11 protein-coding genes are annotated in these 13295 nt (G+C 62.1%); 4 read left to right on the forward strand and 7 right to left on the reverse strand.

Features of this window, described 5'->3' with window-relative positions:
- Window positions 1-462 precede the first annotated feature (462 nt).
- From KY379_RS21455 to KY379_RS21465, 3 genes are read right to left on the reverse strand one after another with little or no spacing between them, the layout of a single operon-like run.
- Window positions 463-1917, reverse strand: coding sequence for an AdeC/AdeK/OprM family multidrug efflux complex outer membrane factor (locus KY379_RS21455; protein WP_133332023.1), 1455 nt, complete (start codon window positions 1915-1917; stop codon window positions 463-465).
- Window positions 1914-5066, reverse strand: a complete 3153-nt coding sequence (gene ttgB / locus KY379_RS21460) for a multidrug efflux RND transporter permease subunit TtgB (RefSeq protein WP_133332024.1) — start codon at window positions 5064-5066, stop codon at window positions 1914-1916. Before ttgB ends, KY379_RS21455 begins: the two co-directional genes overlap by 4 nt.
- Before the next feature lie 3 nt (window positions 5067-5069).
- Window positions 5070-6224: an efflux RND transporter periplasmic adaptor subunit gene (locus KY379_RS21465; RefSeq protein ID WP_133332025.1), complete on the reverse strand. Its 1155-nt coding sequence runs from the start codon at window positions 6222-6224 to the stop codon at window positions 5070-5072.
- Window positions 6225-6479: 255 nt separating this feature from the next.
- On the opposite strand from KY379_RS21465, the gene KY379_RS21470 reads away from it, so the two are divergent.
- Window positions 6480-7112, forward strand: coding sequence for a TetR family transcriptional regulator (locus KY379_RS21470; RefSeq protein ID WP_133332026.1), 633 nt, complete (start codon window positions 6480-6482; stop codon window positions 7110-7112).
- A 103-nt stretch (window positions 7113-7215) separates the two neighbouring features.
- Here KY379_RS21470 and KY379_RS21475 read toward each other — a convergent pair whose 3' ends face one another.
- Complete coding sequence (locus KY379_RS21475; protein WP_196171558.1) at window positions 7216-8667, reverse strand: MDR family MFS transporter; 1452 nt, start codon at window positions 8665-8667, stop codon at window positions 7216-7218.
- A gap of 366 nt (window positions 8668-9033) precedes the next feature.
- On the opposite strand from KY379_RS21475, the gene KY379_RS21480 reads away from it, so the two are divergent.
- Window positions 9034-9903 carry an oxaloacetate decarboxylase gene (locus KY379_RS21480; RefSeq protein ID WP_133332028.1) on the forward strand — a complete coding sequence of 290 codons (870 nt, stop codon included), beginning with the start codon at window positions 9034-9036 and terminating at the stop codon, window positions 9901-9903.
- 27 nt (window positions 9904-9930) lie between these two features.
- Here the strand turns inward: KY379_RS21480 and KY379_RS21485 are convergent, their stop codons facing one another.
- Window positions 9931-10851 (reverse strand): AraC family transcriptional regulator, encoded by a 921-nt coding sequence (locus KY379_RS21485; protein WP_133332029.1) that lies wholly within the window; start codon window positions 10849-10851, stop codon window positions 9931-9933.
- Window positions 10852-11070: 219 nt separating this feature from the next.
- Here KY379_RS21485 and KY379_RS21490 point away from each other — a divergent pair, with 219 nt between their 5' ends.
- Both KY379_RS21490 and KY379_RS21495 read left to right on the forward strand, forming a co-directional pair.
- Entirely contained in the window at window positions 11071-11364 is a 294-nt protein-coding gene (locus KY379_RS21490; protein WP_133332030.1) for a putative quinol monooxygenase, read from the forward strand.
- A 47-nt stretch (window positions 11365-11411) separates the two neighbouring features.
- On the forward strand, window positions 11412-11645 hold the full coding sequence (locus KY379_RS21495; protein WP_261241471.1) for a hypothetical protein: 234 nt from the start codon (window positions 11412-11414) through the stop codon (window positions 11643-11645).
- Window positions 11646-11658: 13 nt separating this feature from the next.
- On the opposite strand, the gene KY379_RS21500 is transcribed toward KY379_RS21495, so the two are convergent.
- Both KY379_RS21500 and KY379_RS21505 read right to left on the reverse strand, forming a co-directional pair.
- The gene (locus KY379_RS21500; protein ID WP_133332032.1) at window positions 11659-12264 is read right to left on the reverse strand and encodes a flavin reductase family protein; all 606 of its coding nucleotides are present in this window, start codon (window positions 12262-12264) and stop codon (window positions 11659-11661) included.
- 116 nt (window positions 12265-12380) lie between these two features.
- Window positions 12381-12785 carry a heme utilization protein gene (locus tag KY379_RS21505; RefSeq protein WP_133332033.1) on the reverse strand — a complete coding sequence of 135 codons (405 nt, stop codon included), beginning with the start codon at window positions 12783-12785 and terminating at the stop codon, window positions 12381-12383.
- Between the last annotated feature and the right edge of the window lie 510 nt (window positions 12786-13295).

Here is a 13295-nt window from a genome sequence, read left to right on the forward strand (position 1 = left end):
TCAACAACCCGGATGGCAGGCGATAATGTGTCCACCATGTCCCCGTACATGTGTCCACCATGTGTCCGGTCCATACATCTTGGCAAAAGGGACGCAAAACCGCCTGCTCCCACATACGGCCCCTACGCTGCGCTTCGGGGTCCCCTCGCTCCGGCGGCTTGCGGGCCCGCGCGGCCTCCTGAGGTCGCGGGTAGATCAAAAGCAAGATCAAGAGGAAGAGCAAGATCAAAAGCCAGAGCAACGGCAGGCGAATCGCTGCGCTCTCGCTTTTCCCTTTACCTTCGTTTTGGGTTGTTGCGGATCTCGCGATCTGTCTTTCGAAGATAACGCCCGTGGCGGCGCCGCCGCCGAAGGCGGAAGGGGCCAGTAGCGCCGCCACATCCCTAGGATCAACCACCCAACCCCAAAGCCAAAAGCCAAAAAGCCCACCGCAAGGGTGGGCTCGATGGCGTGACCGGGCGATCAGCCTTGCGGCGTACCGACCGCAGCCTGCTGATTGGCCTCGCCGGTGCGCTCGTACCAACCACCGCCAAGTGCCTTGTACAGGTTGACCTCGCTGGTCAGCTGCGACAGACGATCGCTGATCAGTGCCTGCTGGGCGCTGAACAGGTTGCGCTGGGCGTCGAGGAACGTCAGGTTGCTGTCGATACCGATGCGGTAGCGACGTTCGGCCAGACGATAGTAGTCCTGGTTCGCCTGCACCAGGTCACGCTGCGCCTGCAGCTGCTCCTTGAAGGTCTTGCGCGCCGCAAGGCCATCTGAAACCTCCTGGAAGGCGGTCTGGATGGTCTTTTCGTACTTGGCGACGTTGATGTCCTTCTGGATCTTCGAGTAGTCCAGGCTCGCCTTCAGGCTGCCGGCGTTGAAGATCGGCAGGTTGATCTGCGGCTGGAACAGCCAGGTGCCTTGGCCGCCTGCGAACAGGTGGCCCATGTCCGGGCTCAGGCTACCGGCGTTGGCCGTCAGGCTGATGCTCGGGAAGAACGCAGCACGCGCCGCACCGATGTTGGCGTTGGCGGCCTTGAGCAGGTGCTCGGCTTCCTGAATGTCGGGACGCCGTTGCAGGACGTCGGACGGCAGGCCGGCCGGCAACTCGGCCAACTGCTCGGCACCAAGTTCCAGTGGCTGAGGCAGATCGGCCGGGATGCCGGTGCCGAGCAGTACGGCCAGGCTGTTGACGTCCTGGGCGACCAGGCGTTGGTACTGCGAATACTTGACCCGCGCGCCTTCCACAGCCGTACGCGCCTGGCTGAGGTCGAGGGCGGAGGCGACCCCGACTTCATTGCTACGGCGGGTGAGGTCGTAGCTTTCCTCGTAAGTCTTGAGGGTTTCCTGGGTCAGCTTCAGCAGCGCCTGGTCGGCCTGCCAGGTGTAGTAGGCGTTGGCCACGCTGGCCACCAGGGCGATCTGCGTGGAGCGGCGTGCCTGCTCGCTGGACAGGTAGGTTTCCAGGGCTTGCTCGGTCAGGCTGCGCACCCGACCGAACAGGTCCAACTCGTAGGCACTGACGCCGAGGGTGGCCGAGTACTGGCTGGTGATGTTGGATTCACCGGTGGTCGACATGTTCGCCGGCACCCGCTGACGGCTGCCGCTGGCGGTGGCGGAGACCGCCGGCAGCAGGTCGGCGCGCTGGATGCGGTACTGGGCGCGGTAGGCGTCGATGTTCAATGCCGCCACACGCAGGTCGCGGTTGTTCTCCAGCGAGGTCTGAATGAGCTGCTGGAGGGCCGGGTCGTGAAAGACCTGGCGCCAACCTTGTTCGGCCGCGGCCACTTCGGCCGACTGGGCCGGGGAGTACGCGGGGCCTTGCGGCCACTGCGCGGCCACCGGCGACTCCGGGGTCTGGTAATCGGGAATCAGCGAGCAACCGCCGAGGATGAAAGCGGTTACTGTCAGGGACAGCAAAGACTTGGTCATTGCCCAGCCTCATAACTTGGAGTTTCAGGGGTGGCGTCTTTTTTCGGCTGTTTGCTGCCGAACAACGACGACACTGCGACGAAGAACAGCGGTACCCAGAAGATCGCCAGCACGGTCGCACTGATCATGCCGCCGATTACCCCGGTACCGATGGCGTGCTGGCTGCCTGCGCCTGCGCCACTGGAGATGGTCAACGGTACCACGCCGAGGATGAACGCCAGCGAGGTCATGATGATCGGGCGCAAACGCATACGGCATGCCTCGATGGCTGCGTCGTACAGGCTGCGACCGTCTTCGTGCAGTTCTTTGGCGAATTCGACGATCAGAATGGCGTTCTTCGCCGCCAGACCGATGGTGGTCAGCAGGCCGACCAGGAAGTACACGTCGTTGGACAGGCCGCGCAGGCTGGTGGCGATCAGCGCACCGATGATACCCAGGGGTACCACCAGAACCACGGCGATCGGAATCGACCAGCTCTCGTACAGGGCTGCCAGGCAGAGGAACACGAACAGTACCGACAGGGCAAACAGGGCCGGCATCTGCGAGCCGGAGAGTTTTTCCTCGTAGGACATACCCGTCCAGGAGTAGCCGATGCCGGTTGGCAGTTCGCCAGCGATGCGCTCGACTTCGGCCATGGCTTCGCCGGTACTGTAGCCTGGGGCCGGGGCACCGAGAATCTCGACCGCTTCCACGCCGTTGTAGCGCGACAGCTTCGGCGAACCGTAGGTCCACTCGCCGGTGGCGAACGAGGAGAACGGCACCATCTCGCCCGCAGCGTTGCGCACGTACCACTTCTGCAGGTCTTCCGGGCTCATTCGCGAGTTCGGCTGACCCTGGATGTACACCTTCTTGACCCTACCGCGATCGATGAAGTCGTTGACGTAGCTGGCACCCAGTGCGATCGACAGGGTGTTGTTGATGTCGGAGATGGTCACGCCCAGGGCGCTGGCACGCTCGTCATCGATGGTCAGCTGGTACTGCGGCTCGTCGTTCAGGCCATTCGGGCGCACGGCGCTGAGGATCTTGCTCTGCGCGGCCTTGGCCAGGAACTGGTTGCGCGCTTCCATCAGCTTGGCATGGCCAACCCCGGCGCGGTCCTGGAGGAACACGTCGAAGCCGGTGGCGTTGCCCAGTTCGAGTACCGCCGGCGGGGCGAAGGCGAACACCATGGCATCGCGGAAGCTGAAGAAATGTTGCTGGGCGCGGCTGGCAAGGTTGAACACGCTGTTTTCCGCAGAGCGCTCGTCCCATGGCTTGAGCATGATGAACGCCATACCTGAGCTCTGGCCGCGACCGGCGAAGTTGAAGCCGTTGACGGTGAACACCGACGACACGGTATCGGCTTCGTCCTTGAGCAGGTACTTGCGCATATCGTCGATCACCACCTGGGTGCGCTCGGCGCTGGAACCGGCTGGCGTCTGCACCTGGGCGAACAATACGCCCTGGTCCTCTTCGGGCAGGAACGCAGTCGGGATGCGAGCGAACAGCCAGATCATGCCGACCACGATCAGCGCATAGGCCAACAGGAAGGGTAGCTTGTTGCGCAGAATGGTGCCGACGCTGCGCTCGTAGCCTTGAACGCTGCGGTCGAAGTTGCGGTTGAACCAGCCGAAGAACCCACCCTTGGCGACGTGATGCTCACCTTTTTTCAACGGTTTGAGCATGGTCGCGCACAAGGCTGGCGTGAAGATCAGCGCCACCAGCACCGACAGGCCCATGGCCGAGACGATGGTGATGGAGAACTGTCGATAGATCACACCGGTGGAGCCACCGAAGAAGGCCATCGGCAGCAGTACCGCCGACAGTACCAGGGCAATACCGACCAGAGCGCCCTGGATCTGCCCCATCGAACGTTTGGTCGCTTCCTTGGGCGGCAGACCTTCCTCGGACATCACCCGTTCGACGTTTTCCACCACGACGATGGCATCGTCCACCAGCAAGCCGATGGCCAGGACCATGGCGAACATGGTCAGGGTGTTGATGCTGAAGCCGGCGGCGGCGAGGATGCCGAAGGTACCCAGCAACACCACCGGAACGGTCATGGTGGTGATGATGGTGGCACGGAAGTTCTGCAGGAACAGGTACATCACCAGGAAGACCAGAACCACTGCTTCGATCAGGGTGTGGATAACCCCGCTGATCGATTCGGTGACCACTGGCGTGGTGTCGTACGGGAACACCGCTTTGACCCCAGGCGGGAAGAACGGCTCGAGATCGCTGATGGTCTTGCGCAGCGCCTTGGCGGTATCCAGGGCGTTGGCACCGGTCGCCAGCTTGACCGCCAGGCCCGAGGCCGGCTTGCCGTTGAACTGCGCACTGATGGCGTAGTTCTCGCCACCCAGGCCTACCTCGGCGACATCGCCCAGGCGGACCTGCGAGCCATCGGTGTTGACCTTGAGCAGGATGTTCTGGAACTGTTCGGCGGTCTGCAGGCGGGTCTTGCCGATGATGGTGGCGTTGAGCTGGGTACCCGGTACCGCAGGCAGGCCGCCAAGCTGGCCGGAGGACACCTGGACGTTCTGTGCGGCCACCGCGGTCTTGACGTCGACCGGGGTCAGCTGGAACTTGTTCAGCTTGGCCGGATCGAGCCAGATTCGCATCGCGTACTGTGCACCGAACACCTGGAAGTCACCGACGCCGGCTGTCCGCGAGATCGGGTCCTGCATGTTGGAGACGATATAGTTGGCCAAGTCGTCCTTGGTCATGCTGCCGTCTTCGGACACCAGGCCGATCACCATCAGGAAGTTCTTCACTGCCTTGGTGACGCGGATACCTTGCTGCTGCACTTCCTGCGGCAGCAGCGGGGTAGCCAGGTTCAGCTTGTTCTGCACCTGGACCTGCGCCGTGTCGGGGTTGGTGCCCTGCTCGAACGTGGCGGTAATGGTCATGCTGCCGTCGGAGTTACTTTCCGAGGACACATAACGCAGGTTGTCGATACCGTTGAGCTGCTGCTCGATCACCTGCACCACGGTGTCCTGCACCGTCTGCGCCGAGGCGCCCGGGTAGGTTACGGCGATGGCGATGGCCGGAGGCGCAATGCTCGGGTACTGGTTGATAGGCAACTTCAGGATCGACAGGGCGCCGACCAGCATGATCACCAAGGCGATGACCCAAGCGAAGATCGGTCGATCGATAAAGAACTTCGACATGGTTTACTCCGCTTTGGCGTCTGCTTTGGCCGCACTGGCCTGATCGGGGGCCGCTGCCTTCTTGACGTTGCTGGCTTCGCCGACCTTGACCTCGACGCCAGGGCGCACGTATTGCAGGCCCTCGGTGATCAGGCGATCGCCAGCGTTGAGGCCGGATTCGATCAGCCAGTCGCTGCCTACGGTACGGCTGGCCTTGAGCTGGCGCAGTTCGACTTTGTTTTCCTGGTTGACCACCAGGGCGGTCGGCGCGCCTTTGAGATCGCGGGTCACGCCTTGCTGCGGGGCGAGAATGGCCTTGGAGTTGACCCCAGCCTTGAGCCGCGCATGAACGAACATGCCGGGCAGCAAGGTGTGCTCGGGATTGGGGAAGACCGCACGCAGGGTGACCGAGCCGGTGGTCTCGTCGACCGATACTTCGGAGAACTCGAGGCGGCCTTCCTGCTTGAACAGGGTGCCGTCTTCCAGCACCAGTTGCACCGAAGCGGCATTGTCGCCGGCTTTTTGCAACTGACCGCTTTCCAGTTCACGGCGCAGTTTCAGCAACTCGGCGGTGGACTGCGTGACATCGACGTAGATTGGGTCGAGCTGCTGGATGGTCGCCATGGCGTTGGTCTGGCCGTTGCTCACCAAGGCGCCCTCGGTGACCGCCGAGCGTCCGATACGGCCGCTGATCGGGGCCAGGACCTTGGTGTAGCGCAGGTCGATCTGGGCGCTCTTGAGCGACGCTTCGGCCTGCAATCGTTTGGCATTGGCGTCGTCGTATTCCTGCTTGGACACAGCCTGTTCGTTGACCAGTTGCTTGTAGCGCTCGGCCAGCGAACGGGTCGATTGCAGATTGGCCTGGGCATTGGCCAGATTGGCCTCATAGACGGACGGGTCGATCTGGTACAGCTGCTGGCCTTCCTTGACCTCGCTACCTTCTTTGAACAGGCGCTTGAGGATGATGCCGTTCACCTGTGGGCGCACTTCGGCTACGCGGAAAGCGGTGGTCCGCCCCGGCAGTTCCGTGGTGAGGGTGAAGGGCTGGGGCTGCAAGGTCACCACGCCGACCAGCGGCGGCTGGGCAGCGGGGGCGGCTTGCTCTTGCTTGCAGCCACTGAGCAAGGTTGCCAGGGCGACGGCGGAAACCAGAGCGGTAACGGCTGGCTTGAATTGCATGGGGATCCTCGGGTCGCTAGAGCAGGTAGACGCTCAAGAGTAATGGAAGAGTCTTGTCAGAAAAAATCTTATCGAGTGGATAAGTAGCTTACTAACGAATATACTTACATTCACGGTTGTTTGTAAATACCGCTGCTGGGCACATCGCTATCCCCGCAGCCCTTGATTAGCCATCCGGTAGGCGCCCTGCAGAGGCGCCGCCGGCCGATTTCCTGCAGGCAAATAGCTTGCTGGCGCAGATGAGGTCCTACTGCCATGGTCCGACGAACCAAAGAAGAAGCGCTGGAAACCCGCGCTCAGATCATCGAGGCCGCGGAGAAGGCGTTCTACAAGCGCGGTATCGCGCGTACGACACTGGCCGACATCGCCGAACTGGCAGGCGTGACCCGCGGCGCGATCTATTGGCACTTCAGTAACAAGGCTGAACTGGTGCAGGCGCTGTTGGACTGCCTGCACGAAACCCATGACCACCTGGCTCGGGCCAGCGAAAGCGAAGATGAACTCGACCCGCTCGGCTGCATGCGCAAGCTGCTGCTGCAGGTGGTGCAGGGCCTGGTGCTTGACGCCCGGACTCGGCGAATCAACGAAATTCTGCATCACAAGTGCGAGTTCACTGATGACATGTGTGAGATTCGTCAGCAGCGCCAGGGCGCGGTGCTGGATTGTCATGAGGGCATCACCCTGGCGCTGGCCAATGCCGCGCGTCGCGGGCAGTTGCCTGCTGACCTGGATGTGCAGCGTGCGGCGGTCGCCCTGTTTGCCTATGTAGACGGCTTGATTGGCCGCTGGTTGTTGCTGCCTGACAGTTTCGACCTACTGGGTGACGCGGAAAAATGGGTCGATACAGGGCTCGATATGCTGCGCTTGAGCCCAGCGCTGCGCAAATGACTCTTTGTGAAGGATTGTGAGGAAGTGTTTCCCCGGTGGATTAAGCCGGGATTAACGCTTCCTCAAAGCAGATTCCATCAGCGCTATCCGGTCCCACGGGTTCTCAGCGCCCGCGCAATTGCCGGTCTGGCAGGGCGAGCGCTGCGAACAGGCCGAGCAATGCCACCCCGGCACTGGCCATCAGTACATGGCGGAACGTCTCCAGCAGACGCGCCTCGGTCGCTGGATCGGCTTCCCCGGTCTGCAGGCTGCCCAGCAGCGGGTTGCCCAGCGCAGCGAAGCCGTTGTGCTGCAACAAGGCCAGCAACAGGCTGGACATGCACGCCACCCCCATGGCGCCGCCCAGGGAGCGGAACAGGTTGGTGGTGCTGGTGGCAACGCCGATGTCGCCGCGTTCCACGGCGTTCTGCGTGCCTACCAGTGCGGTCGGGAACTGCAGGCCGCAAGCGATCCCGGTCAGCAGCATGAACAGGCCACTGAGCCAACCTGCCTGGGGCGGCGTCAGGGCCATGGCGCCGATGCTCAGCGGCATCAGCAGCGCTCCGGCGAGTATTTGCGGTTTGTAGCGGCCGATGCGGCTGGTCATTCGCCCACCATAGAATGCCCCCATCGGTAAACCCATGGCCAACGGCAGCAGATGCAGCGCCGCACTGTCTGCCCCCGCACCGGTGATGCTCTGGAAACGAAGGGGCATGATCATGGTGAGGGAAATCGACTGAAAGCCGGCGAAGAAGATCACTGCCCAGCACAGCACGGCGGCCCGGTTGGCAAACAATGGCATCGGCAGCAATGGCTCCGGACAGCGCCACTCATGGGCGATGAACAATGTCAGGCCGAGCAGGGCGCAGGCGAACATCGCCAGCACTGCGGGCGCAGTCCATGGCTCGCCCTGGCCGACCAAGGTGATGCCCAGGAGCAGGCTGCCCAGGCCAAGGACCAGCAGCACGGCGCCCAGGTAGTCGACCCGGGCCCGGCGGGTAGCCATCGGCAAGTCGGCCATGGCCCGGTGGATCGCCCACAATGCCAGTACTCCGAGCGGCAGGTTGATCCAGAACACCCAGCGCCAGGACAGGTACTCGGTCAGCCAGCCGCCCAGCACCGGGCCGGCGACGCTGGCAATGGCATACATGCTGCTGAAATAGCCCTGGTAACGACCGCGCTCACGTGGCGGGACGAAGTCGCCAATGATCGCCTGGCTCACCGAGACCATGCCGCCTGCGCCGATCCCCTGCAGCACTCGGGCCAGCACCAGTTGTGGCATGTCCTGGGCCAGCGCGCAGGCGATCGAGGCCAGGGTGAACAGGCTGATGCCGGTGAGGATCATGCGCCGGCGCCCATACAGGTCGCCGAGTTTGCCGTAGATCGGCACCGCGACGGTCATCGCTACCATGTAACCGGAAATCACCCAGGCCAGCAGGCCAACGTCATTGAACTGCGCGGAGATCGCGGGCATGGACACGGCCACGATGGTCTGGTCCAGGGCACCGAGGAAGATGGCCAGCATCAACGCACTGAGGACGTTACGCAAGGCGGCGGGGGGGAGGGCGGCAGTCACGGCATTACCTTGTTCGAGCGCGATAGCGATGTTTTTTTCGCGGATTGGCGGGATTGTAACCGGAGTTAGGTAGCTTCCTATGTACTATCTGCATCCCCTATGCAAGATCGGCATTGGCGCTTTCATCCAGTGCGACATGGCTGCGTGATATCGTGACAGGGCCACAACGGCTGAAAACCGGGGCTTGCACCAGCATGGTGCAGCAAAATGTCGCAGGTTTTCCGCGCCGTTGCATCCCACACCTTATATCCCTCTGCCTGCATGTCGAGCATGACCGCCCAGATGGCGACGGTTGGAACAGGTCAGGTGGACCCGATTCAGGGCTCGGTAGCAAACGTTCAATTTTACCTTTCAAGCGGAGTGATCATGCCCAAGGCTTCCCATCAAGATCTGCGTATTGCCTTCCGCGAGCTGCTCGCTTCGGGTGCGTGCTACCACACCGCGTCGGTGTTCGACCCCATGTCGGCGCGGATCGCCGCCGACTTGGGTTTTGAAGTCGGTATCCTGGGGGGCTCGGTCGCCTCGTTGCAGGTGCTGGCTGCCCCCGATTTTGCGCTGATCACCCTCAGCGAATTCGTCGAACAGGCCACGCGTATCGGTCGTGTGGCCCAATTGCCGGTTCTGGCCGATGCCGACCATGGTTATGGCAATGCGCTGAACGTCATGCGCACGGTGATTGAGCTGGAGCGCGCTGGTGTAGCGGCACTGACCATCGAGGATACCCTGCTGCCGGCGCAGTTCGGCCGCAAGTCCACCGACCTGATCCCGGTCGACGAGGGCGTCGGCAAGATCCGCGCGGCCCTCGAAGCTCGGGTCGACTCGTCGCTGTCGATCATTGCCCGCACCAATGCCGGCGTACTCACGACGGAGGAGTGCATCGTGCGCACCCAGAGCTATCAGAAGGCCGGTGCCGACGGCATCTGCATGGTAGGCGTGAAGGATTTCGATCAACTCGAGCAGATCGCCGAGCACCTGAGCGTGCCGCTGATGCTGGTGACCTACGGCAATCCCAACCTGCGTGACGACGAGCGTCTGGCGCGGCTGGGCGTGCGCGTAGTGGTCGATGGCCACGCCGCTTATTTCGCTGCGATCAAGGCGACCTACGATTGCCTGCGCTTGCAGCGCGGCCAGCAGAACCGCTCCGAGAACCTCAGTGCTACCGAGCTCTCGCACACCTATACCCAGCCTGAGGACTACATCCGCTGGGCCAAGGAGTACATGAGCGTCGAAGAGTGAGCGCTCGGGCGTCTCTTTCAGCAGTTCTCAGCTGGCGCTGGCGCGCAGCCGCGCTACATCTCGGATCGGCGGCGCACCATACAACCGGCTGTATTCCCGGCTGAACTGCGAGGGACTCTCGTAACCCACCCGATAGGCTGCCACCGCCGCTTCCAAGCCATCGTTGAGCATCAAGCGCCGTGCTTCCTGCAGGCGCAGTTGCTTCTGGTACTGCAACGGGCTCATCGAGGTCACCGCCTTGAAGCGGTGGTGCAGGGTCGACATGCTGAGATTCACCTCGCGCGCCAGGTCCTCGATGCGCAAGGGTTGCTGGAAGTTCTGGTTGAGCCAGGTGATGGCTTGGCTGACGCGGTGGGTCTGGCTGTTGGCCAGTGCTATTTCGTACAGGCGATAACCCTGCGGCCCACGCAGCAAGCGGTAGAGAATTTCCCGACGGATCAATGGCGCGAGCATGGCGATATCGCGAGGGGAGTCCAGCAGGCGAATCAGCCGCAACAGTGCATCGAGCAGTTGCGGGTCGGTTCGCTCCACATACAAGCCTCGCCCGGACGGCAGGTTGGGTACCAGCATCGGTCCGCTTTCGGCAATCAACTGGCTGATTTCAGCCGCGTCCAGGTCCAGGCGAATGCCCAGGCTGGGGTTTTCCGGACTGGCGTCGAGCCTGACGCCACTGAGCGGCAGAGTCACCGAGACGACCATATAGTGCAACGGATCGTAGGCATACTGCTCGTCACCGAGAAACAGGCTTTTGCTGCCTTGGGCCAGGATGCACAAAGCGGGTTGGGCCAAGGTTGGCACGGAGCGGACGTTCTCGGTGTAGCGCACCAGGTATAGGTCGTCGATAGCCGATGCCGGGCCGTGGGGCTCGCTGGCATGCCGACGGATCAACTCGGCCAGTTCCTGACGTTGCGCTTCCAGAGTCGGTTCGATGGACGGGGCGATGGTCATGGTGGCGTTCCTGGCGTTCTCACAGTGGTGTGCTGACCGACGCAGCATAGGTTTGGGCAACGCTGCGCGCTAGTCGAAACCTGCCTGTCGATTGCCTGATCCTGTCGCGCCGCAGGATCAGGCAATCGATGAGCAGTATTGGCCTAACGCGCCTCACGTGCGTGACCCTAACCTTGGCAGCCTGGTGTTTACGTCCGCCCGCTTCAAGGAGATCGTGCAATGACCCTACGACAACCGGTCACCCATTTGGCTTTCATCCGTGCCAGCAGCGGTCGCTCGGCAGAGCTCGGTGCACGCCTGCGCGACCTGCTCGAACCATCGTTGCGTACGCCAGGTTGCCTAAGTTTCACCGTGCAGCGTTCGCAGGCCGATGATGACCTGTGGTTGCTCAGCGGCAGCTGGAGCGACCAGCAGGCCATGCGTGGATACTTCGCCTCGCCCACCCTCGATGTGTTCGGCGAACTGGTGCAGGCCCAGGTCTTGCGTAGCCTGGACCTGCACACCTTCGACTGATGCATGGGGTAAGATGCTGCCCCTCGATCAAGCAAGCGGAAAGCGACATGGCACGTAGAGAGTTCCCGCACTTCGAAGCGGTTTCGGCGATGGTTCCAGTGGAAGGCGGTGGCTACCACGCCGCCATAGCCGTCAAGGCCCTGGGCATGGGCGGCGGGCCACGTTTCCATAAGGTGCTCGAAGAGCAACTGTTCAAGAGTGCCCTGGCGGCCGATGCGGCCGCCTGTGCCGAACTCGAGCGCCTGCAAGGCGTCGGCGAGCAAGGCGAGCTGATCTGGTGATCGGCGTCACCCGTCACACCTGCGGGCGGGTCATCTTGAACAGGTTGCCCAGCTCGAAATAGTCCGCCGGACCGCCGCCGCGCAGGATCGGCTCGGCGGCGACAGTGTCGTAGATCCCGTCCTTGAGCAAGTGCTCGGCAATGTGCACTGCCACCACTTCGCCAAGAATCAACCAGCTCGGCACTGGCTCCTGATCGGCACGCTTGAGCTGGACGATCTGGCTCACCTTGCACTCGAAGGCCACCGGGGTTTCGCCCACGCGGGGTACCTTGACGATCCGCGAGGGGGTAGCGGTCAGGCCGCTTAACTCGAATTCGTTCACATCCGCCGCAACGGCCGCGCAACTCTGGTTCATCTGCTCGGCCAGGGGGCGCGTGGCCAGATTCCAGACGAACTCGCCGGTCTGCTCGATGTTGTTCAGGCTGTCTTTGCGCCCGACACTGCAGAAACCGATGATCGGTGGGATGTAGTTGAAGGCGTTGAAGAAGCTGTAGGGCGCCAGGTTCAGCCGACCCTCGCTGTCCTGTGAGGAAATCCAGCCGATCGGTCGCGGACCGACGATGGCGTTGAAAGGATCATGGGGCAGGCCGTGGCCTTTTGCGGGTTCGTAATAGTACATCTGCTTTGGGCTGGTAGGCCCACCTCCTGTAGATGAGGCGCCTAGTGTGCCAAGCCTCGGGACGTCTGGGAATGATCAAGCCCGGACAAGGCCGGGCTGGTAGGGCGCATCAGAGATCAGCTGATGCGGTTGGCTTGGGTGCGGTCGAAACCGTCTTCCGCGAAGCGTTGTGCGCCGGTGTGATCGAAACCGTCTTCGGCGAAGCGCTGTGCGCCGGTGTGGTCGAAGCCGTCTTCAGCGAAGCGTTGTGCACCGGTGTGATCGAAGCCGTCTTCAGCGAAGCGTTGTGCGCCGGTGTGATCGAAACCGTCTTCGGCGAAGCGCTGTGCGCCGGTGTGATCGAAGCCGTCTTCGGCGAAGCGTTGTGCGCCGGTGTGATCGAAACCGTCTTCAGCGTAGGTTGCCGATTGGCTTTGTACGGCGGCGAAGCTATGAGCGTTGGTACGTTCGAAGCCATCTTCGGCGTAAGCGCCAGCGGCGAAGACCGAGAGAGCCAGGGTGAGGATCAGAGTGTTTTTCATGGTCAGTGCTCCTTTGGGGACGAGAGGTTGTTTGCTTCTATGGGTTTCATCCTACGCCGAATAATTTGATTAAAAAGCGCAAAAAATAGAGCTTAAAAATCGATTTTATCGATGTGTTTGGGTGCTCCCTTTGAGCCACGGCTCTGCGGTGCTAGGAAATGGAGGCTGGCGTGATGAATTTGCCCTGTGAATCAATGACGTGGGCTGGGCATTAATTGCAGGTTAAGGCTGGAGCTGGTCTGCATTCAGATTGGGAACGATCCATTTTGTGTAGCGGCGCCACTGGCTCCTTCCGCCTGAACGGCGGGCAACTTCTTTTCTTGGAAAAAGTTGCACAAAACCGCTTGCTCCCACATCCGGCCCCTATGCTGCGCTTCGGGGTCCCCTCGCTCCGGCGGCTTGCGGGCCCGCGCGGCCTCCTGAGGTCGCGGGTAGATCAAAAGCAAAAGCAAGGCAAGATCAAAAGCCAGAGCAACGGCAGGCGAATCGCTGCCCGCGGTCTGTCATTCG

Source organism: Pseudomonas sp. HD6422, from assembly GCF_025377065.1.
Lineage (GTDB): Bacteria > Pseudomonadota > Gammaproteobacteria > Pseudomonadales > Pseudomonadaceae > Aquipseudomonas > Aquipseudomonas putida_U.

Coding starts and splice junctions, on each gene's coding strand:
- KY379_RS21455 (WP_133332023.1), bottom strand. CDS start 1,917: ATGACCAAGTCTTTGCTGTCCCTGACAGTAACCGCTTTCATCCTCGGC.
- ttgB (WP_133332024.1), bottom strand. CDS start 5,066: ATGTCGAAGTTCTTTATCGATCGACCGATCTTCGCTTGGGTCATCGCC.
- KY379_RS21465 (WP_133332025.1), bottom strand. CDS start 6,224: ATGCAATTCAAGCCAGCCGTTACCGCTCTGGTTTCCGCCGTCGCCCTG.
- KY379_RS21470 (WP_133332026.1), top strand. CDS start 6,480: ATGGTCCGACGAACCAAAGAAGAAGCGCTGGAAACCCGCGCTCAGATC.
- KY379_RS21480 (WP_133332028.1), top strand. CDS start 9,034: ATGCCCAAGGCTTCCCATCAAGATCTGCGTATTGCCTTCCGCGAGCTG.
- KY379_RS21485 (WP_133332029.1), bottom strand. CDS start 10,851: ATGACCATCGCCCCGTCCATCGAACCGACTCTGGAAGCGCAACGTCAG.
- KY379_RS21490 (WP_133332030.1), top strand. CDS start 11,071: ATGACCCTACGACAACCGGTCACCCATTTGGCTTTCATCCGTGCCAGC.
- KY379_RS21495 (WP_261241471.1), top strand. CDS start 11,412: ATGGCACGTAGAGAGTTCCCGCACTTCGAAGCGGTTTCGGCGATGGTT.
- KY379_RS21500 (WP_133332032.1), bottom strand. CDS start 12,264: ATGTACTATTACGAACCCGCAAAAGGCCACGGCCTGCCCCATGATCCT.
- KY379_RS21505 (WP_133332033.1), bottom strand. CDS start 12,785: ATGAAAAACACTCTGATCCTCACCCTGGCTCTCTCGGTCTTCGCCGCT.